This is a genomic window from Actinomadura sp. NPDC048394, assembly GCF_040651755.1.
GTDB classification, from domain to species: Bacteria; Actinomycetota; Actinomycetes; order Streptosporangiales; family Streptosporangiaceae; genus Spirillospora; species Spirillospora montaniterrae.
On sequence record NZ_JBEZJL010000071.1, the window covers coordinates 31,047 to 51,301 of the forward strand.

At 74.7% G+C, this 20,255-nt stretch carries 18 protein-coding genes; 6 read left to right on the top strand and 12 right to left on the bottom strand.

The features are described from left to right. Window positions 1–79: 79 nt before the first annotated feature. On the top strand, window positions 80–1,111 hold the full coding sequence (locus AB0C78_RS38350) for a glycoside hydrolase domain-containing protein (RefSeq protein WP_360758018.1): 1,032 nt from the start codon (window positions 80–82) through the stop codon (window positions 1,109–1,111). Between the two features lie 26 nt (window positions 1,112–1,137). Here AB0C78_RS38350 and AB0C78_RS38355 read toward each other — a convergent pair whose 3' ends face one another. From AB0C78_RS38355 to AB0C78_RS38365, 3 genes are all read right to left on the bottom strand, one after another. Beyond that, complete coding sequence (locus AB0C78_RS38355) at window positions 1,138–2,325, bottom strand: GNAT family N-acetyltransferase (RefSeq protein WP_360758021.1); 1,188 nt, start codon at window positions 2,323–2,325, stop codon at window positions 1,138–1,140. Between the two features lie 64 nt (window positions 2,326–2,389). Then, a complete protein-coding gene (locus tag AB0C78_RS38360; protein WP_360758070.1) occupies window positions 2,390–3,706 on the bottom strand; it encodes a class I SAM-dependent RNA methyltransferase in 1,317 nt (438 codons plus the stop codon). A gap of 70 nt (window positions 3,707–3,776) precedes the next feature. Further along, window positions 3,777–5,810, bottom strand: coding sequence for an APC family permease (locus tag AB0C78_RS38365; protein ID WP_360758023.1), 2,034 nt, complete (start codon window positions 5,808–5,810; stop codon window positions 3,777–3,779). 224 nt (window positions 5,811–6,034) lie between these two features. Here AB0C78_RS38365 and AB0C78_RS38370 point away from each other — a divergent pair, with 224 nt between their 5' ends. Together AB0C78_RS38370 and AB0C78_RS38375 are read left to right on the top strand one after the other, a co-directional pair. After that, window positions 6,035–6,700 (top strand): TrkA family potassium uptake protein, encoded by a 666-nt coding sequence (locus AB0C78_RS38370; protein ID WP_151545914.1) that lies wholly within the window; start codon window positions 6,035–6,037, stop codon window positions 6,698–6,700. Then, window positions 6,700–7,359: a TrkA family potassium uptake protein gene (locus AB0C78_RS38375; protein WP_151545913.1), complete on the top strand. Its 660-nt coding sequence runs from the start codon at window positions 6,700–6,702 to the stop codon at window positions 7,357–7,359. Before AB0C78_RS38370 ends, AB0C78_RS38375 begins: the two co-directional genes overlap by 1 nt. A 54-nt stretch (window positions 7,360–7,413) precedes the next feature. On the opposite strand, the gene AB0C78_RS38380 is transcribed toward AB0C78_RS38375, so the two are convergent. From AB0C78_RS38380 to AB0C78_RS38410, 7 genes are all read right to left on the bottom strand, one after another. After that, complete coding sequence (locus AB0C78_RS38380; RefSeq protein WP_360758072.1) at window positions 7,414–8,046, bottom strand: DUF3159 domain-containing protein; 633 nt, start codon at window positions 8,044–8,046, stop codon at window positions 7,414–7,416. Between the two features lie 193 nt (window positions 8,047–8,239). After that, window positions 8,240–8,572, bottom strand: coding sequence for an OB-fold nucleic acid binding domain-containing protein (locus AB0C78_RS38385; RefSeq protein ID WP_225992034.1), 333 nt, complete (start codon window positions 8,570–8,572; stop codon window positions 8,240–8,242). A gap of 155 nt (window positions 8,573–8,727) precedes the next feature. After that, entirely contained in the window at window positions 8,728–9,552 is an 825-nt protein-coding gene (locus tag AB0C78_RS38390) for a hypothetical protein (protein ID WP_360758026.1), read from the bottom strand. A 139-nt stretch (window positions 9,553–9,691) separates the two neighbouring features. Further along, window positions 9,692–11,047: an FtsX-like permease family protein gene (locus AB0C78_RS38395; RefSeq protein ID WP_360758029.1), complete on the bottom strand. Its 1,356-nt coding sequence runs from the start codon at window positions 11,045–11,047 to the stop codon at window positions 9,692–9,694. Between the two features lies 1 nt (window position 11,048). Further along, complete coding sequence (locus AB0C78_RS38400) at window positions 11,049–11,861, bottom strand: ABC transporter ATP-binding protein (RefSeq protein ID WP_360758032.1); 813 nt, start codon at window positions 11,859–11,861, stop codon at window positions 11,049–11,051. 149 nt (window positions 11,862–12,010) lie between these two features. Then, complete coding sequence (locus tag AB0C78_RS38405; RefSeq protein ID WP_360758035.1) at window positions 12,011–12,346, bottom strand: SdpI family protein; 336 nt, start codon at window positions 12,344–12,346, stop codon at window positions 12,011–12,013. A gap of 34 nt (window positions 12,347–12,380) precedes the next feature. Next, window positions 12,381–16,481, bottom strand: a complete 4,101-nt coding sequence (locus AB0C78_RS38410) for a hypothetical protein (RefSeq protein ID WP_360758037.1) — start codon at window positions 16,479–16,481, stop codon at window positions 12,381–12,383. Between the two features lie 53 nt (window positions 16,482–16,534). On the opposite strand from AB0C78_RS38410, the gene AB0C78_RS38415 reads away from it, so the two are divergent. Beyond that, window positions 16,535–17,236, top strand: a complete 702-nt coding sequence (locus tag AB0C78_RS38415) for a PIG-L family deacetylase (protein WP_360758040.1) — start codon at window positions 16,535–16,537, stop codon at window positions 17,234–17,236. A 299-nt stretch (window positions 17,237–17,535) separates the two neighbouring features. Here AB0C78_RS38415 and AB0C78_RS38420 read toward each other — a convergent pair whose 3' ends face one another. Both AB0C78_RS38420 and dut read right to left on the bottom strand, forming a co-directional pair. Further along, a complete protein-coding gene (locus AB0C78_RS38420) occupies window positions 17,536–18,363 on the bottom strand; it encodes a DUF3710 domain-containing protein (protein WP_360758043.1) in 828 nt (275 codons plus the stop codon). A 37-nt stretch (window positions 18,364–18,400) separates the two neighbouring features. After that, window positions 18,401–18,871: a dUTP diphosphatase gene (gene dut, locus AB0C78_RS38425; protein ID WP_360758046.1), complete on the bottom strand. Its 471-nt coding sequence runs from the start codon at window positions 18,869–18,871 to the stop codon at window positions 18,401–18,403. 219 nt (window positions 18,872–19,090) lie between these two features. Between dut and AB0C78_RS38430 the strand changes: the two genes are divergently transcribed. Then, window positions 19,091–19,390, top strand: a complete 300-nt coding sequence (locus AB0C78_RS38430) for a DUF6412 domain-containing protein (protein ID WP_360758049.1) — start codon at window positions 19,091–19,093, stop codon at window positions 19,388–19,390. A 45-nt stretch (window positions 19,391–19,435) separates the two neighbouring features. After that, window positions 19,436–20,143: a membrane protein insertase YidC gene (yidC, locus tag AB0C78_RS38435; protein WP_360758052.1), complete on the top strand. Its 708-nt coding sequence runs from the start codon at window positions 19,436–19,438 to the stop codon at window positions 20,141–20,143. The last annotated feature ends 112 nt before the right edge of the window (window positions 20,144–20,255 follow it).

Here is a 20,255-nt window from a genome sequence, read left to right on the forward strand (position 1 = left end):
AACCTCGGGAATCTCCTGCGACGAAACGGGCGCAACCTGTTGAATCGGCGATGACCTGGATCCGAATCATGGAGTTGACATGGCAGTCTTCGGCGTCGACTACGCGTGGGGACGCCCCGGCGCGTCCGCGCTGAAACGCGCCGGGGCGAAGTTCGCGTGCCGCTACCTCTCGCACGACACCACCGGCAAGAACCTCACCCGCGCCGAGGCGGACGAGCTGTCGGAGGCCGGCATCTGGCTGGTGGTGGTGTGGGAGACCGCCGCGAACCGGGCGCTGGACGGCAAGGCCGCCGGGACCGCCGACGCGCAGGCCGCCGCGAGCCAGGCCGAGGCGTGCGGCATGCCCGGCGACCGGCCGATCTACTTCGCGGTCGACTGGGACGCCTCGTCCTCCCAGCAGAGCGCGATCAACGCCTACCTGGACGGCGCCGCGTCCGTCCTCGGCCGCGGCCGGGTCGGGCTGTACGCCGGATACGGGCCGGTCAACCGGGCGTTCGACGCCGGGAAGATCACCTACGGGTGGCAGACCTACGCCTGGTCCGGCGGCCGCTGGGACGCGCGCGCCCAGCTCCAGCAGTACTCCAACGACCACACCATCAACGGCGTCGGCCTCGACTACGACCGCGCCGTGAAGGACGACTATGGGCAGTGGCGCGTCGGCGTCTCGCCCGGGGAGGACGACGAAATGCCGAGCTACGTGTCCGTCGGCACGACCAAGGAGCAGCAGCTGCCCGCCGGCCAGTGGACCAACGTCAGCTGGCAGCACGACTACGCCGACTCCGAACACCAGCACAGCGACGCGGGCGGCCCCAGCATCCTGTGGGGCTCGGCCCGCTACGCGCTGACCGCCGCCGTCACCGTCACCGGGGTGCCCGCGGGCACGCTGATCCAGGCCCGCGCGGTCGAGGTCGACGCCAAGGACGACAGCAAGGTCACCGGCGGCCCCGTGCAGGACTACGTGTCGGCGGGCGACCAGACCCACATCGTGTACTCGCTCGGCGCCGACACCGTGGGCGAGGGCTACCGGGTCCGGTTCCAGGTCGCCCAGCACGGCAACGGCGCCGCGAAGGTCGCCACCGGAGGCAGCGCCAAGGTCTTCTTCTGGCGCTGACCCCCGTGGGCCGCCGCGGCCCGGCGTCAGAAATCGTCGTTGGTGTAGGGGGCCAGCGGGACGGCGAGGGCGGCGTCCAGGCGCGCGGCGGCGCCCGGGGTGTGCTCGGTGACCGCGCCGATGCGCACCAGCGTGGCGAGGGTCGCGCCGCCGAGGTAGACGGCGCCGAGGTCGGCGACGCTCAGCGACAGGTCCGGGGCATCGGCCGTGGGCTCGCAGCCGGGCGCGGACCCGGTCGTCAGCCGCCACCGGCCGTGGTTGGCGGGGATCCGGGCGTCCGCGACGTCCAGCACGAACGCGTCGCCGGCCGCCCACGACCGGGCGCGGAGCGCGGCGGGGACGTCGACGAGCCGCAGCCACAGCGCGCCGTACTCGCCGGTCACCCTGACCTGGTCGGGGTCCGCGGCCATGTGCGGCAGCAGGTCGTCCACCGGCCGGGTCGGCGCCTTGATCCGCGAGGTCAGGTCGATGCCGGCGAGGTACTGCCAGAGCGCCGCCTCGACCCGGGCGTCCGCCGCGACGAGGTCCTCCAGCCGGACGGTGCCGTGGCCCGTCCGGTAGATCGCGTAGCCCTCGGGGTGGACGACGACGCGCGGCTCGGTGAGCTGCTCGTCGCTCAGCTCCTCCTCGGGCAGGACGTTGCGCGCCCACCACTCGGCGTCGCGCACCAGGCCGCCCGGACGGCGGGCCAGGGCGGCCTCGTGGATCGGGCCGAGGACGCCGGGCGCCTCCCCAGGATCGACCAGCCGCAGCGGCCGCGGGTCGGGCTCGGTGCGCAGGGCGAGCGGGCGGGAGGTGTCGACCTCCAGCTCCACGGCCCGGTCCGCGAGGCCGAAGCCGTACCGGCCGTAGATCGCGCCCTCGGACGCCCACAGCGCCGCGACGGGACGGCCCGCGGCGGCCGCGTCGGCGTGCATCCGCTCGATCATCGCCGACAGCACGCCGCGGCGGCGGTGCGTCGGCAGCACCCCGACCGCGGTGATCGCGGAGCAGGCGACGGTCCCGCCGGGGACGGCCAGCCGCATCGGCAGCGCGGCGAGCTGCCCCGCCCGGACGCCGCCGGACCAGGCGCCGACGCGCTCGGCGCGCCGCATCATCCAGCGCCAGCGTTCCAGGTCGCGCTCGCGGATGCGCTGGTGGAACACCAGCCCGGAGAAGTCGATCATCCCGTCAAGATCGGCCTCGGGGACGTCCCTGATCTCCAGATCGGTCATGCGCCCACGGTAACCAGCGCCCGCAACCGGTTTTCGGACCGCCGCCTGCCCCGGGGGCGGCCGGTCAGCCCCTGACCAGCGTCGCGAGGCACTCCACGTGCTGGGTCATGGGGAAGGCGTCGAAGGCGCGCAGGGTCTCCAGCGTCCAGCCGCGCTCGCCGAAGTAGCCGAGGTCGCGGGCCAGCGTCGCGGGGTCGCAGGACACGTAGGCGATCTTGCGTCCGGCGAGCCGGGTGATGTGCTCGACGACGTCGCGGCCCGCGCCGGTGCGGGGCGGGTCGAGGACGACGACGTCCGCGCGGCGGACGCGCTCGCCCCGGTGGTGGCCGCCGCCGCGCTTGTTCTGCGTGCGCGAGCCGCCGGAGGCGCGGCCGAACTCCAGGTCGGCGATGATCTCCTCGACGGGGCCCCGCTCGATCGACACGTTCTTCAGGTCGCGCAGGTTGAACCGGGCGTCCCGGACGGCCTGCCCGTCGGACTCGACGCCGACGACGAGGCCGTCGGAGCCGATCCGGTCGGCGAGGACGCCGGCGAACAGGCCGACGCCACAGTACAGGTCGAGGGCGATGTCGCCCGGCTTGGGCTCCAGCGCGTCCACGACGGCGTCGGCGAGCAGCTGCGCGGCGCCCGGGTGGACCTGCCAGAACCCGCTGCCGCTGACCTGGAACATCCGGCCGGAGACGCTCTCGCGGACGTACGGCGGGTTCGATCCCGGCTCGGGCTTGCCGCGCACGAGCCGGACGGGCACGTCCAGCCGGGGCACGCGGATCTTGCGGCGGTCCCGGCCGCGCAGCACCACGAGCCGGTCGCCGGTGGTGGCGGACACGATGCCCTCGACGCCGGACGCGCCGGGCCAGCGCTTGCGCTCGATGCCCATCAGCTCGACGCCCGGGTGCGCGATCAGGCACTCGTCGACCGGCTCGATGTCGTGCGAGCGGTGCTTGCGCAGGCCGACGGCGCCGCCGTCCACGGAGAACTGGACGCGGGTGCGCCAGCCGAGGCCCGGCGGCGGCACCACGTCGCCGTCGACGGGGTAGGGGACCTCCTCGACGACGACCGTGCGGGTGATCCCGGCGAGCCGGCTCAGCTGCTCCTCGACGACGGCGGCCTTGAGGGCGCGCTGCGCGGGCAGCGACGCGTGCTGCCAGTCGCAGCCGCCGCAGCGGCCCGGGCCGGCGAACGGGCAGGGCGGCTCGACCCGGTCCGGGGACGCCTCGATGACCTCCACGGCGTCGGCGCGCAGGAAGTTCTTGGTGCGGTCGGTGACCCGGGCCCGCACCCGCTCGCCGGGCAGCGCGTGCCGGACGAACACCACGCGGCCCTCGTGCCGGGCGACGCAGAACCCGCCGTTGGCGACGTTGCCGATCTCCAGTTCGAGGATCTCGGGAACATCGGTCTCCGAGCCGGTGGCTCGCGAGGGGGACGTGCCCCCCGGGCCGGCTCCGTCGGTTTCACTCACGGTCGGAAACACTACCTCCGGACGGGCGCGCTTCGACCCGCGGCGGCCGCCGGGACGAGCCCGGCCCGGGCGGCTCCACCCGGCCCTTCAGCCGGTCGGAGGAGTGCAGCTGCCAGGCGACGCTGGTGACCATGACGCCGGGCTGGAACAGCAGCCGGCCCTTCAGCCGCAGCGCGCTCTGGTTGTGCAGCAGCTGCTCCCACCAGTGCCCGACGACGTACTCGGGGATGAAGACGGTGACGACGTCGCGGGGGCTGCGGCGCCGGACGCTCTTGACGTAGGCGAGGACGGGCCGGGTGATCTCCCGGTACGGGGAGTCGAGGATCTTCAGCGGGACGGGGATGTCCAGGGCGTCCCACTCCTGCTGGAGCCGGGCGGACTCCTCGGCGTCCACCGCGACCGTGACGGCCTCCAGCGAGGACGGGCGGGTCGCGCGGGCGTACGCCAGCGCCCGCAGCGTCGGCTTGTGGATCTTGGAGACCAGGACGATGGCGTGGTTGCGGGCGGGCAGCGCCACGTCCTCGCCGGACGGCACCAGCTCCTCGGCGACCCGGTCGTAGTGCCGCCGGATCGCCCGCATCAGCAGGAACAGCAGCGGCATCGCGATGCAGACGATGTAGGCGCCGAGCAGGAACTTGGTCAGCAGGACGACGACGAGGACGATGCCGGTGAGCGTGGCGCCGAACGCGTTGATCGCGCGGGAGGTCCGCATCCGCCGCCGCTGCGCCGGGTCGGTCTCGGTGGCCAGGAGCCGGTTCCAGTGCCGGACCATGCCGACCTGGCTGACGGTGAACGAGACGAACACGCCGACGGTGTACAGCGGGATCAGCCGGCTGACGGACGCGTCGTAGGCGTAGATCAGCAGCCCGGCCATGGTGGCGAGGATGATGATGCCGTTGCTGAACGCGAGGCGGTCGCCGCGGGTGTGCAGCTGCCGGGGCAGGTAGCGGTTCTGCGCGAGCACGGACGCCAGCACCGGGAACCCGTTGAAGGCGGTGTTCGCGGCGAGGAACAGGATCAGCGCGGTCATCGTGGTGACCAGCCCGAACCCGACCTCGAAGTTGCTGAACACGGTGTGCGCGACCTGCGCGATCACCGGGTCGGCGTCGGTGACCTCCTTGCCGGTGGCCGGGTTGATCAGGTGGCTGCCCTGGTCGGGCGAGGCGAACTTGGCGTGCGTGATGTAGGCGAACGCGGTGACCCCGCCGAACATCGTCATCGCGACGATCCCGAGCATCAGCAGCGTCTTGGCGGCGTTCTCGCCCTTGGGCTTGCGGAACGCGGGCACGCCGTTGCTGATCGCCTCGACGCCGGTCAGCGCCGCACAGCCGGACGAGAAGGCTCTGAGCAGCAGGAACACCAGCGCGAACCCGGCGACGCCGGTCTCGTCCCCGTGGATCTGGTAGTGCGCGGTCTCCGCGTCCAGGTGCGTGCCCAGCACCAGCCGGCCGATCCCCCACAGCAGCATGGCGACGATGGAGAACATGAACAGGTAGGTCGGGACCGCGAAGGCGACCCCGGCCTCCTTGAGGCCGCGCAGGTTGCCGATGGTGAGCAGCACGACGATGCCGATGGCGACGGCCACCTCGTGCGGCTGCATGAACTTCAGCAGCGCGCCGAGGTTCTCCACCCCGGACGACACCGACACCGCGACGGTCATGACGTAGTCGACGAGCAGGGCGCTGGCGACGACCACGCCCCAGTTCCCGCCGAGGTTGGTGGTGGCGACCTCGAAGTCGCCGCCGCCGCTCTGGTAGGCGCGGACGTTCTGCCGGTACGACGCGACGACGGTGAGCAGGATCACCACCACGGCCGCGGCGACCCAGGGGGTGTAGTGGTAGGTCACGAGACCCGCGGCGGCGAGCGCGAGCAGGATCTCCTGGGGGGCGTACGCCACGGAGGACAGGGCGTCGCTGGCGAAGATCGGCAACGCGACCCTCTTCTTCAGCAGCTGTTCGTGCTGCTGGGCGCTGCTGAGGGCGCGGCCCAGGATGAGCCGCTTCGCAAGGTCCGGAACCTTTGACACGGAAGGAGAGCCTAGCCCGTCCGCCAGATGCGCCTCCCCGGCCCCGCCTTCTGGGCGGCCGGGTAGTGCTCGCCTGGGCGGATGTGTAGTTTTGCAGCCCGGCAGGGATCATTCAGGAAAGCGATCCTCGGGTGCAGCACGGCGTCGGCGGACCGGCGGCGGATGCCGTGCACGGCGCGGGGGGTACAGGGGGGACGTCCCCCTGGACGGAAGAAGGAACGGCCGTGCATATCGTGATCATGGGGTGCGGGCGGGTCGGGTCGACGCTCGCCCACATCCTCGAGGACAAGGGCCATACCGTGGCCATCATCGACCAGAGCCCGGAGGCGTTCCGCCGGCTGCGCAGCGGCTTCAAGGGCCGGCGCATCACCGGGTTCGGGTTCGACCGCGATGTGATCGTCGAGGCGGGCATCGAGAACGCGGACGCGTTCGTGGCCGTCAGCAGCGGCGACAACTCCAACATCATCTCGGCGCGGGTGGCCCGCGAGACGTTCGGCGTCGACAACGTGGTGGCCCGGATCTACGACCCCCGGCGCGCCGAGGTGTACCAGCGGCTCGGCATCCCCACGGTCGCGACGGTCCGCTGGACGGCCGACCAGATCCTGCGCCGGCTGCTGCCCGAGGGCGCGGAGCCGCTGTGGCGCGACCCGACCGGCGCGGTGCTGCTCGCGGAGCTGGACTCCGGGCACCTGTGGGTCGGCGAGAAGGTCGGCGCGCTGGAGGAGCACGCGGACTGCCGGGTGGCGTTCCTGTCCCGGATGGGCGAGGCGCTCGTCCCGGAGCGCAACACGGTGATCCAGGACGGCGACATCGTGCACATCATCGCGCGCGCCGACGAGGTCGAGCGGATCAACGCCGCCGTCGCGGCGCGGAACGAGGAGGGCGCCTGATGCGGGTCGCGATCGCCGGGGCCGGCGCGGTGGGCCGCTCCATCGCCCAGGAGCTGCTGGAGAACGGCCACGAGGTGCTCCTGATCGACAAGAGCCCGAAGGCCATCAAGGTGGAGATGGTGCCGCGCGCGGAGTGGCTGCTGGCCGACGCGTGCGAGATCTCCGCGCTGGACGACGCGGCGCTGGAGCGCTGCCAGGTGGTGGTGGCCTCGTCCGGCGACGACAAGGTCAACCTGGTGGTGTCGCTGCTCGCGAAGACCGAGTACGGGGTGCCGCGGGTGGTGGCGCGGATCAACCATCCGAACAACGAGTGGCTGTTCAACGAGTCGTGGGGGGTGGACGTCGCGGTGTCCACGCCGCGGCTGCTGTCGGCGCTGGTGGAGGAGGCCGTCAGCGTCGGCGACCTGGTCCGGCTGATGACGTTCCGGCAGGGCGAGGCGAACCTGGTGGAGCTGACGCTGCCGGACAACGCGCCGCTCGGCGGCGAGCGGGTCGGGTCGGTGAGCTGGCCGCGCGACACGGCGCTGGTGGCGATCCTGCGCGAGGGCCGGGTGCTGGTGCCGACGCCGGACGACACCCTCGAACCGGGCGACGAGCTGATGTTCGTCGCCAGCCAGGACGTGGAGGACGAGCTCGCCGAGTTGCTCGGCGGCCGGTAAGCGCGGCGTGCGGGGGCGGGCCGGGCGGCCCGTCCCCGCACCGCCGAGGCTCGGTCAGGCGTGCCCGGGCTCGCCGTCGTCGTCGCCGGCGGGGAGCGGGGTGCGGCCGCGGGCGAGCAGCCACACCATGGTGGCGAGCGCGGCGACCTGCAGCGGCCAGCCCATCACGATCTTGGCGGGGCCGAGCAGCCCGCTCTGGTCGCCGGACGCGAGGTAGATCGGGTACTGGACGGCGACCCGCAGCGCGCACGGCAGCACCAGCAGCCAGGTCAGCCGCGAGCACAGCTTCACGATGCCCGGGTCGGACCGCCAGGCGGTCGGGTCGCCGGTGACGGAGCCGATGATGAAGCCGACGATCGGCCAGCGCACCGCGATCGAGAAGATCATCGCGGCGGCGTAGCCGGCGTTCAGCATGATGCCGGGCAGGAACGCGTCCTCGGCCTTGCCGGAGCGCAGCGCGAAGAACGCCGCGATCGCGATGCCGACGAGGCTGTTCAGCACGAACTGGACGCTGGTGCGCTGCGCGATCCGCAGCACGAGCAGCACCACCGCCGCGCCGATCCCGACGCCGACGGAGAGCTTGATGTCCTTGGACGCGACGTAGGTCGCGGTGAAGCCGATGGTGGGGACGGCGGCCTCGACCATGCCGCGGACGCCGCCGAGCGCCTTGCTGAGCTGGGCCCGCACGGCGGCCTCGACGGTGTCGTGGGCGTCACCGGCGCCGGTGCGCCCGGGCGCGGGATCGCCGGGCGCGGGGTCGCCGGGCGCCGCCGCGGTGGCGCCGGCGGCGGCCGCCGTCTCTGTCGCTTCCCGTTCGCTCACATCGCACTCCAGGCCGTATCGCCGCGGGGACGGTCCCCTGCCCGCGCGCGGGGCGGGATCAGGAACCGCCGCGCAGCTCGTACCGCGGGTTGAACATGACCTTGCGCCCGTCCTGCACGCTGACCAGCCCCTCGGCGCGCAGCCGGCGGCCCGGGTCGATGCCGGCGATGCGCCGCCGGCCGAGCCAGACCAGGTTGATCACGTCGGTGCCGTCGTAGAGCTCGGCCTCCAGCGCGGGGGCGCCGCCCCGGGGCCGGAGGGTCACCGTACGCAGCGTACCCGCCACGCAGTGCCGCTTGCGCGCGGAACATGCGGTGATGGGGGTGGCGCCCTCGTCACCGCTGGTCTTCTGCAGCTCCTCGGCTTCGAGCTCGGCCTTGCTCGACGCCATCCGCCGCAGGAAGCGCCGCAGGCCGCCCTTGCCCCGTTCCGGCGGGGCCGGGTCGGTCTCCGGGGTGGTGCGGGCCGAAACCTCGTCCATAAGTGGAAGCGTATGGCATCCCGGTGTGAATCGGACCCGTCGGCCTGCCGGTTGTGCGGCCCGTCTCAGCCGGCGGCGAACCGGACGGCGGAGACGATCACGACGGCGGCGGCCGCGGCGCCGTAGCCGGCGGTGGCGAGCGCGACGGTCCGGACGCGGCGCGGCTCGGGGCGTCCGGTGAAGGTCAGCAGCCAGGCGAGGGCCGGGAGCACGAGGACGGCGTGCATCGTGACGAAGTGCGCGGGCTTGAGGGCGACGGCGACGTGGTAGGCGGCCTGCTGGTGGCCGGTCTGCGCCTCCGCGACGCCCCTGGCGATCATCGCGGCGCCGGACGCGAGCGCGACCATCAGCGCGGCGAACCCGGCGCGGAGCGCGAGCCGCATGCTCGGGGCGGTGCCGGGGTTCGCGCGGAACGCGGCGGCGGTCAGCGTGACGAGCGTGATCACCAGGATGGCGCCGCCGGCCGCGAGCATCCGGGTGACGGCCGTGTCGAAGGACGTCTCCATGTTGAAGTGGGACGGGACCTTCCGCCAGGCCTGGAGGGTGATCAGGGCGACCTCGGCGACACAGTCGGCCGCGAACACCCCGAGCAGGACGCGCCGGGTCCGTTCGCCGAGGTCGAGGAACGAGCCCGCCCAGGCGATGGTGATCAGCGTCAGCCCGAACGACAGCCCGAACGTGACGGGCTTGCGCCAGGAGACGGGCCCGGTCCACGGGCCGCCGTCCACGGCGAACACCAGCAGGTGGAGCAGGCCGCTGAGGATCAGCAGCGCGCCGACGGCGTAGCAGAGGCGCTCGACGCGCCGCCCGTCCGTCCAGATTCCCGGGACCGCTCGCGCGGCGTCCGCCAGGAGGGACCCGCCGCGGACCGCACCGGCCGTTCCGTCCATCCCCGCCTCCAAATGAGTGAGTGCTCACCCAGTATGCGCGCCGGTCCCCCGGACCGCAACCGCCCGCGGTGCGGCGCGCTCGCGACGAGCGCACCGCACCGCGGGCGGAGCCGGCCGGAGTCCCGCTCCGGGCGGCCGGTCAGGCGGTGACCGCCTCGACCGCGGGGACCCGGACCGCCCGGCGGGCGGCGCCGAGGGCCGTGAGCCCGGTCAGGGCGGCCGCGAGGGCGACGACCCCGACGTAGATCCACGCGCTCCCGTCCGGGGCGACCGAGCCCTTGCGGGCCACGTCGAACGGGATGATCGTGAAGAGCGACGCGAACGTCCCGCAGCCGACGCCGACGACCGTCAGCACCGCCGACTCCAGCGCCACCGTGCCGAGCACCTGGGCCGGGGTCGCGCCCGCCAGCCGGGCCTGGCCGAACTCGCGGCGCCGGTGCGCGGTCGCCGCCACCAGCGTGTTCACCAGCATGATCGCGGCGAACAGCACCACCATCCCGATGACCACCAGGTTCAGCGTCGCGATCCCCTTCTGGTCGGCGGTCGCGGCGACGCCCGACCGGACCGTCTCCGCGTTCTCGGTGGCCTGCAGGAACAGCGTCCCGACCGCGATGCCGGTGAACAGGATGATCGGGGTCACCGCGGACGCCATCGCGGCGGTCCGGCGGCGCAGGTTCGTCACCGCGAGGTCGCCGGCGACGCCGAACGCGCGCACCGGCCCGGCCAGCAGCGCCGTCGCCCGCCGGACGATCACCGGGGCGAGCAGCGCCAGCCCGATCGCGGCGAAGATGTCGGCCTGCCCGGACGCCGCCATGGCGTCGGTGCCCTTGCCGCGCATCATCGTCATCGTCACGACCGCCTCGTCCACCGCGAGGAACAGGAACACCCCGGCGAAGATCGCCCGCCGGCGGCCGAGCCGGCCCGGCTCGGCGGCCGCCGCCATCAGCGACTCGGTGACCCGGACGCGGGCGGCGCGGCGCGCGGTGATCAGCGCGGCGATCGTCGCGGAGGCGAACGTCACCCCGACGCCGGTGCCGAGCGCGAACGTCCCGAACGCGTACGACACGTCCCCGGGGACCTGGTGGGTGCCGTGCAGCAGCGCGAGGAGCGCCCGCCCGCCGAGCGCGCCGGGGACGGCGCCGAGCAGGGCCGCGAGCACGGCGAGGGCCGCCGCCTCGCCGGCGATCATCCGGGTGAGCTGCGCCGGCGTGGCGCCGACGCTCTTCAGCAGCGCCATCTCCGCCGCGCGCTGCCGGACCGACAGGGTCAGCGTGGAGGTGACCGCGAAGACGACCAGCAGCAGCCCCCAGCCGCCGACCACCATCGCCATCGTGACGAGGGTGGACCGGGCCTGCCCGGTCGCCCCGCTCGCCTCGGCCGTGTCGAACATCGAGGCGAACGCCATGATGATCGCCGAACCGAGGAACATCGACAGGAAGCTCGCCGTGAACGCGCCCGCGCGCTTGCGCAGGGACCGCAGTGCCAGCGCGACCATCTCACACCCCCGCCTGGACGTGACCGGACGTCCGCTGCCGCTCGACCTCGTCGGCGAGGTGCGTCATCCGCTCGGCGACGGCCTCGGCGGTCGGCGCGGTCTGGTAGCCGACGATCCGCCCGTCCGCGAGGAACAGCACCGCGTCGGCGTGCGCGGCGGCGACCGGGTCGTGCGTCACCATCACCACCGTCCGCCCGTACACGCGGACGGCCTCCTGCAGCAGTCCGAGGACGTCGCGGGCGCTGCGGCTGTCGAGCGCGCCGGTCGGCTCGTCGCCGAACAGGATCCGCGGCTCGGTCACCAGTGCCCGCGCGATCGCGACGCGCTGCTGCTGCCCGCCCGACAGCTCCGCCGGCAGGTGCGCGAGCCGGTCGCCGAGCCCGACCCGGGCGAGGATCTCCCGGGCGCGGGCCTTGTCGACGCGCCGCCCCGCGAGCTTCAGCGGCAGCGTCACGTTCTGCATGACGGTCAGGGTCGGCAGCAGGTTGAACTGCTGGAACACGAACCCGATCCGCTGCCGGCGGAACTTCGTCAGCGCGGCCTCGCCGTCGCCGGACAGCTCGGCGCCGTCCACCAGGACCCGCCCGGCGCTCGGCCGGTCGAGGCCCGCCGCGCACTGCAGCAGCGTGCTCTTGCCCGACCCGGACGGGCCCATCACCGCGGTGAACGACCCGGCCGGCAGCGACAGCGAGACGCCGTCGAGCGCGACCACCCGGTTGTCCTCCGCGCCGTACACCTTCCGGACGTCCTCGAGCCGGAGCGCCTCGCCGGGGGACGGGGCCGTCCCCGCCGGGCGCGCCTTGTGTCCGAACATCGCCTTCACCTCTCCGCCCGGCGCCCCCTCGTGGAGCGCCTCCGGAAATGAAGCTACGGACGGCGGAGGCGGCGGAGGATGGGTCCAGCACGCCGATCGGGGTAGGCAAAACCCCACCTTCGGCCGGCGCCACCGCACCGGGCGGCGCGCTACCTGCGGCGCAGCGCGGCGTGCCCGGCGGCGGTGCCCCGCAGCGCCAGGACCGCGGTCAGGATCGCGCCGGCCCCAGCCGCCGCCGACCCCACGAGCTGCGACGGGACCGCCAGCGCGACCGCGCCCGCGACGACCAGAGCGGCGCCCGCGCCGATCATCCACGGGCGGGCGGCGCGGTGCACGGTCAGCCACGCCTCGTCGTCGGCCATGCTCTGCTTGGTGCGGATCCCGGCGAACTGGTTGCGCGGGATGCGGCCGTCGGCGGTCATCCTGCCGACCACCACGAGCAGCACGCCCGCCGCGATCAGCAGGACGCCCAGGTAGATGTTCAACGCCGGTCGCCCTCCCCTCGATGCCCCCGGTCCATCATGCTCCCGAACCGTCGATCTCGGCCAACGGGCCCGTGTACCGGGACCGGTGGTCGGGACGGGCGCGCCCCGCGGCGTGCCGCAGCGCCGGGACCGCCGCCGCGCCGAACCGGACGAGCCCGTCGGACGCGGCCTGCCGGACCTTGGCGCGCGGGTGGGCGAGCAGGCCGACCAGCCCCGGGATCGCGGGCGTCCAGGCGGCGTGGCTCAGCGTCCCGACCGCCGAGCGGACGACGTCGGGTTCGGGGTCGTCGAGCAGCCGCACGGTCTGGTCCAGGTACGCGGCACGGCTCAGCACCCTGCGCGACACGCGGTGCGCGTGCAGCCGCACCTTCGTCTCGCGGTGGCCGATCAGCTCGGCGAGCAGGTCCTCCAGCCCGTCCGCGCGGCGGTCGGCGAGGAGCGCGAGCGCGCGGCGCACCTCCTTCGCGCCGCCGGCCCGCGCCTGCCGGAACAGCAGCGCCGACGACGGCTCGCTCGCGGCGGGCGGCTCGTGCTCGCGCATCGCCGCCAGGGCGGCCGCGTCGCGTCCGGCGGCTCCGGGCGCCCGGAGCGGGCCGTCCACCAGGACGAGCCGTTCCGCGAGGTCGTCGCGTCCCTCCTCGCGGAGGCGCCGCCGCGCCCGGTCGAGCGCCGCGGTCCGGGTCAGCGGGCGGCCGGCGACGACGTCGAGCAGGCCCCACGCACCGTCCGCCGGGCGCTCGGCGATCTCCGCGGCGACGGCGTCGGCGGACGCCTGCCGCAGCACGCGGCCGGCGGCGGCGTCCCCGTCCGCCCAGCGCGACACGAGCGCGGGGACGAACCGGTCGAGGTCGGCCCCGTAGAGATGGCCCGCCAGCTGGACGAACCGGTCGCCGTCCGGCACCTCGGGCGCCTCCAGCAGAACGCGCGCCAGGTAGCAGGTGGCGGTCAGCCCGGCCCGGCCGTCGAGGAACGCGCGGAGGACGGCGAGGCGCCCCTCGGGTTCGGGACGGGCGAGGAGCGCGCGGGCCGCCTTCGCCCGCTGCTCGGCCGGACCGGCGTCGAGCATCGCCATCAGGCGGCGGCGTTGCGCCACGGACGGCGGCTGATCGAGGTCGCCGGTGCGCGGCGTCCTCGCCTCGGGCTCGTCGCGGATCTCGGCCAGCATCCACGGCGGGGCGCCCAGCGGCTGCACCGCCTCCATCCAGTCGAGCAGGAGCGGCCGTGCATCGCCGGGGGCGTCCGGGAAGACCCGGATCAGCGCGTCCAGCACCTCGCGGGACGGGCCGTCGCGGAGTCCGTCACGGAGCCGCCGCAGTTCCTCCGGCTCGCGGACCGCGTCCCGGATCGTCTCGTGCAGCGCGGTCGCGGGGTCCGCCGCGTCCTGTGCGAACGCCTCCCGCAGGATGGCCTCCTCGCGCGCCGCCGGGTCGGGGTCCTGCCGCGCGGCGGCCAGCGCGCGTTCGAGATCGTCGCGGGTGACGACCGCGCCGCACAGGCCGAGCAGGGTGATCGCCACGGTGCTCGGCGGCAGCGCCCGCACCCGCTCGGCGACCTGGAACCTCTCCCCCGCGCCGAGCCGGGGCACCGCCTCCTTCGCTATTGCGAGGAGTGGGCTGCCGTGGCGCGCCTCGTCGGCGACCAGTTCCTCGACGAGGAGCGTCGCGGATCGCGCGAAGAGCTCGAGTTCCAACGGCGTCCGCGGCGGGGCGCACATGCGAGCGGCGAGGTGCAGCGCGCGCGGGTCCGATGCGGCGAGGTCGAGCCAGCGAGGCAGCAGCGGACGCAGCGGCGTGAGAACCGCAGCGCGGTGCCCCTGCTCATCAAGGATGCGGCGCGCGGTCTCGGCGTCCCAGCCGTGTTCCGCGAGTCCCCGGACGTCGTCGGCCGCCGGGACGCCGGGGACGAGCGCGGGCAGCGCGGCGCGGAGGAGAGCGCGGGTGCGGTCGTCGCCGGCCTGGTCCGCCGCCGCGAGGACGACGGCGCCGGACGCTTCGCCGAGGACGGCGCGCAGCGCCGTGACCAGGTCCTCGCGCAGGCCGGTGTTGCCGTGGTGCCCCAGCCAGAACAGCGCCTTCGGGACGGCGGCCGGCGCGCCCGCCGCCGCGAGGGCCGCCGCCGCGGTCTTCTTGACGCTCATGTCGGGGTGGTCGAGGCACGCGGCGACCGCCGGCGCCGCCCAGGTCGCGCGGGCCTCGGCCAGGGCGCGCAGCGCCTGCCGGACGGTCGCCGGATCGTCCGCCGAGGTGAGCGGGATCAGGCTCGCCGACAGCACCCGGGCGCCCTCCGCGTCCGTGCCGAAGAGCGCGGCGGCGCGTGCCCGGACGTGCCCGTCGCGGTGCCGGAGCAGCGGGTGGACGCGCGCCCTCGTCCGCCGGTACGGGGCGCCGCGCAGGACGGTCAGCAGGACCGCCTGCTCGGCCGGGACGAGCCCGGGGCGGTCGAGGAGGTCGAGGACGGTGCTCGCGAGCACGGCGTTCCCGGCGGCGGACGGGTCGGCGGCGTCCAGCAGGCAGCGCGGCCGGATCGCACCCCGCCGGAAGAGCCGCGCGCCGAGGTCGCGGACGGCGTCCAGGACCTCGTCCGGCACGGCCGGCTCGGCACCCGGCCCGCCGGGCGTCCACGCCCCGGCCAGGCCGGACACGACGCGCAGCAGCAGGTCGGCGACCGCGGGCAGGGTGGTGGCGTCGCCGTTGCGGGCGAGCCGGCCGAGCGCCCCGGCGGGATCGCCCGGGTCCGGGGCCGCGCGCAGGACCGCCAGCTCGCGCGGGTCGGGGCCGCCGAGGTCGTCGGCGACGCGGCGCGGCAGGTCGCGGGGGTCGAGGCGGTCGAGCAGCGTCCGGCGCCGTTCCGGGTCGCGGTCGAGGTGCCAGAGGAGTTCCAGCGCGCGGTGCCGGAACGCGGACAGGTGCGGGGCGACGTCGGTCCGGTCCGGATCGGAGCCGTCCAGGCCGAGCCCGGTCCAGAGTGCGGCGGCCGTCCGGGGGCCGCCGACGGCTTCGAGGGCGTCGAGCGCCTCCCGGGGCGCGTCCGGCAGCAGCGCGAGGACGGTCTCCTCCGCCGCAGGATCCCGCAGTTCGCGGAGCGCGCGCAGGAACGGCCGCGGGTCGGCGGCGTCGCGCGCGAGGCGGGCGACCGCACCGGCCACGCCCAGCCCGGGGACGCCCTGCGCGTCGAGCGCGACGAGCAGGGCGAGGCGGCGGGGCCACGAACCGGTGTCCGGCCCGGGGCGGGCCAGTTCCCGCAGCGCCTCGTGCCGGCAGGAGAAGAGGACCACCGCGATCTCGTCCGCGGGAACGCCGTGGTCAGCGAGGGCGAGCCGCACGATCGCGGGGACGTGGTGCGGCGCGGGGAAGTGGCCGCGCCGGTGCAGGCCGCGCAGGCACGCGGCGGCGGGCCCGGCGAGCAACGGCGGGTCCCCGGCGGCGACGCCGAGCAGGTCGCCGATGTCGCCGCGGCCCGCGAGGTCGCCGAGCAGTTCGAGCGCCCGCCGCCGCACCATGGGAGCCCTGGACGCGTCAGCGGCGACGTCGCGGAGGAGGTCCCGGTGCCCGTGCCGGGCCGCGACCTCGATCGCCGCGGCGTCCCGCCCGGTGCCGAGAAGGCGGCGCACCCGCTCGTGCGGCAGCGGGTCGAGCGCCGCCCACGGTTCGGCCAGCTCGCTCAGCGCGGCGGGGACATCACCGGCGAGCTCCGCCAGGATCTCCCGGACGGCGCGGGGCGGCAGCAACGCCGCGTGCAGCGCCTCCCGCGCGATCCGCACGGCCTCACCGCGCAGCACGGCGTCGGGCCGTCCGGCGAGGTCGCGGACGAGCGCCCCGGGGTCGTCCGCGTCGGCGGCGTGGAGGGCCCGCACGGCCTGGTAGAGCGGCTCGCCCGCCGGTTCGTCGCGGACGTCCACACGGCCCGCGGCGATCTCGGCGCTCAGCCACGCGACGCGGACCGCCGCGGGCAGCCCGGCGGACCGCCGGTCCGGCCAGGTCCGGACGTGCCCGCGCAGGTGCAGGCGCGCCAGCGCGAGCGCCGCCTCGGGCGACCCGTCCGGCCCCTCCGGCTCGGGCGGCACCGCCGGCGCGCCGGCCGCGATCCCGGCGTCGAGGAGGCCCGCGAGACGGACGGATTCCGGCACCGATGTCATGGCGGCGATCTTAGGAGCTTCGGCGCCGGCCGCCGTTCCGCCAGGATGGGATCATGGAACCGGTACCGGAGGACTGGGACAGAGCGCTGGCGATCGTCGCGCACCCCGACGACCTGGAGTACGGCGGCTCGACCGCGGTCGCGAAGTGGACGTCGCAGGGCAAGCGCGTGACGCAGGTGCTCGCGACCCGCGGCGAGGCGGGGATCGACGGCATGGAGCCCGACGAGGTGCGCCGCGTCCGGACCCTGGAGCAGATCGAGGCGGCCCGCCGGGTCGGCGTCGAGAACGTCGAGTTCCTGGACCTGCCGGACGGCGTGCTGGAGTACGGGCTGCCGCTGCGGCGGCTCCTCGCGGCGGCGATCCGGCGGCACCGGCCCGAGGTGGTGCTGTCGGTGAACTTCCGGGAGACCTTCCCCGGCGGCGGCTTCAACATGGCCGACCACCGGGTGCTCGGCCTCGCGGTCGCCGACGCGATCCGGGACGCGGCGAACCGCTGGGTGTTCCGCGACCTCGGGCTGGAGCCGTGGCAGGGCGTCCGGTTCGCGCTGTTCGGCGGGTCGCCGCGGGCCGCGCACTACGTGGACGTGACCGGCCATCTCCAGGACGGCATCGACTCGCTGCTGGCGCACGAGGTGTACTTCGGCAACCTCGGCGCGGGCTTCGACGCCGCCGCGTTCCTCACCGGCATCGTCGAGCCGACCGGGCGGGCGGCGGGCGTCGAGCACGCCATGCCCTTCGAGATGATCGAAACCTGAACAGCGATGATCGAGGCCTGAACCGGGATGATCGAAGCCTGAGCAGGGATGATCGAGGCCTGATCTAGGCGATCGAAGCCTGGGCGTGGCTCAGTGGCGGGCGTTGGGCCGCTTGCCCTTGTTGTGCTTGCTCCGCTTGCGGGCCCTGCGCTTCCGCGTTCTCTTCGACATGTCCCGATTGACCACCCGGCGGGCGCCGGACGCAAGGGCACCGGTGTCCCCCGGAACGCGGAAACCCGCCGGCCGTGCGACCGAAAAGTGGCGCACGGCCCGGCGGGCGGTGGTGGCGGGGTCCCGGGTCAGCGGACCTCGGTGATCTCGGGGCCGCGCTCGAACGGGTTGAAGGTCTCCTCGCCGCCCTGCTCCTCGCCGTTCTCCCCGGCCTCGCTGAACTCCTTGGGGATCTGCAGCTCGAGCAGGTCGCGGGGCGGCATCGGCGCGTCGCCGCGGACGACGACGACGCCGCGCAGCACGTCCTCGAGGACCTGCCACTGCTCCTCGTCCTCGATCGCGGCGCCCTGCACCACGGCCTGCAGGAACCAGCGGGGGCCGTCGACGCCGAGGAAGCGGATGATCTGCGGCGCCCAGCCCTGGTCGACGAACTCCTGCGGGATCTGCTCGCGGACCTCCTGCGGCATCTCCGCGAGGACCTCCTCGGTCAGCGCGGCGGGGATCATCGCCAGCAGCTCGGGACCGAACGGCCCCTCGCCCTCCTGGGTCTGGCCCTGCGCCTCCTCCTGGATGTCCTTGGCGGTCTCGCGGCGCACGTCGTCCCAGATGCCGCTGCGCTTGGGCGCGGCGAACACCTGGAGCTGCATGGCGCTCTCCTCGTACTGGACGAGCACCGCGACGGGCCGGCCGTCGAGGGGGTTGCCCTCCTCGTCCACCTGGGTCGCCTCGAAGTTCACCTGGAAGCCGAGCCCGGGCGCGATCGGGACCTGCATGGAGCCGAAGTCCAGGCGCTGCAGTTCGGGGAAGGAGTCCTCGGAGTCCCAGGGCCCGCCCTCGGCCTTCGCGGCCTTGGCGGGAGCCTCCTCGGCGGCCTCGTCAACGGCCTCCGCCGGTTCCTCGGTCGCCTCGGGACCCTTCTCGGGCTCCTCGGCCTGCCGGCGACGTCCAAAAGCCACGACTCACGCTCCTTCTCGACTGTGCTCGTTACCAGTGTCACCCATGGCCGGGAGCCCCCGGCCCGCCGAACCCGCCCGTGGAGCCGAATCCGCCGGTTCCGCGGGCCGATCCGGGAAGGTCGGCGACCTCGTGGAACACAGCCTGCTCCACCCGCTGCACGACCATCTGCGCGATCCGGTCGCCGCGCCGCAGCCGCACGGTGGCGCGGCGGTCGGTGTTCAGCAGGGTCACCTTGATCTCACCCCGATAGCCGGCGTCGACCGTACCGGGTGCGTTGACTATGGTCACCCCCAACCTAGCGCCCAAACCGGACCTGGGGTGAATGAAAGCGGCGTAGCCGTCGGGCAGCGCGATCGCCATGCCGGTGGGCACGACGGCGCGCTCTCCCGGCGGCAGCTCGACGTCCGCGGCGGCGACGAGATCGGCGCCGGCGTCGCCCGCGTGCGCGTACTGCGGCAGGGGCAGCTCGGGGTCCAGCCGCTTGATCAGCACATCGACCTTGGCCAACGGGGTCCACCTCGCGTTCGGGAGCGTTCCGGCGGTCCCGCCGAGAAGCCACACGACAATACCGGGACCGCGGGCGGCGGGCCGCATGTGAAACGCCCTCGCGTCCGGTTTCGCGCGCGACCCTACCCGGTTCCGGGCCGGAACCGGGGCGCCGATGGCGTACCGGCGGGAATCGGTGGGACACTGTGGATCGTCCGCAAATGCCGGGAGGGTCGGTCCGTGTTCTGGTCGCTGGTGGTCGCCGCGCTGCTGCGTGGGCTCGCCGTGGCCGAGTGGGCGGGGACGGCTCCGGGGCAGCCGGTGCTGGTGGCGCTGGCGACGGTCACCGTGGCGGGGCTGGTGGTCCTGGCCGTGGTGCGTGTGCGCGCGGCGGCTCCGAGTCATCGGGCCGCACTCGCACGGGTACGGACGACCTTGCGGGAACGAACGCTGCGGACCGCCTTCCTCCCGCAGCGCGATCCGGACGCGGCGGGGCGCCCCCGTCCGCGGGCACCGGGAGCGGGGAACGCGGCCGCCTGAGCGCGGCCGGCACGCCATCGATCCCCCTCCGACCGGAAGGCTCACATGTCCCTGTTCGACGTCCCCGTTTCGCTCGCGTACGCCCTGGTCAAGGGCATGGCCGACGGCATCGGCCCGGTCGCCGGCCCGGCGGCGGCGGCCATCGCGATCATCCTGTTCACGCTCCTGCTCCGGCTGGCGATGCTGCCGCTCGCGGTGTCGGCGGCCAAGGGCGAGCGGGCCCGGGCGCGCCTGTTGCCCAAGGTCCAGGCCCTGCAGAAGAGGCACGCGAAGAATCCGCAGCGGCTCCAGCGGGAGACGGCCGCGCTGTACGAGGCGGAGGGCGCGACGCCGCTGAAGGGCTGCCTGCCGATGTTCGCGCAGTGGCCGTTCTTCATGGTGATGTACCGGCTGTTCCGGTCGGCGACGGTAGCGGGGCACCAGAACGTCCTGCTCGCGCACACGTTGCTGGGCGCGCCGCTGGGGCAGAACTGGGTCGGGCTGCTCGGCGGCGGGCTGTTCGCGCCGCCGTCGCTGGTGTTCCTCGGCCTGTTCGCGCTGCTCATGGCGCTGGCGGTGTGGTCGTCGCGGCGGGCCGCGCGGACGGCTCCGGCCGGGGCGGCGGGCGCGCTGGCTCGCGTGGCGCCGTTCGGGACGGTGGTCTTCGCCGCGTTCGTGCCGCTGGCCGCCGGGCTGTACCTGCTGGCGTCCGGCACGTGGACGGCGGTGGAGCGCGCGGTCCTGCACAGGCGGATCGTGGCACCGGCCGTCTGAACCGCCGGCCGCCCGAAGAACGGGGCCCGGATCGCCGGTTCACCTTGACGGCGCCATTGGACGCCGGTTCGATAGAAACCGAACCTGATTCTGGACGCGAGGCGGAGGGCGG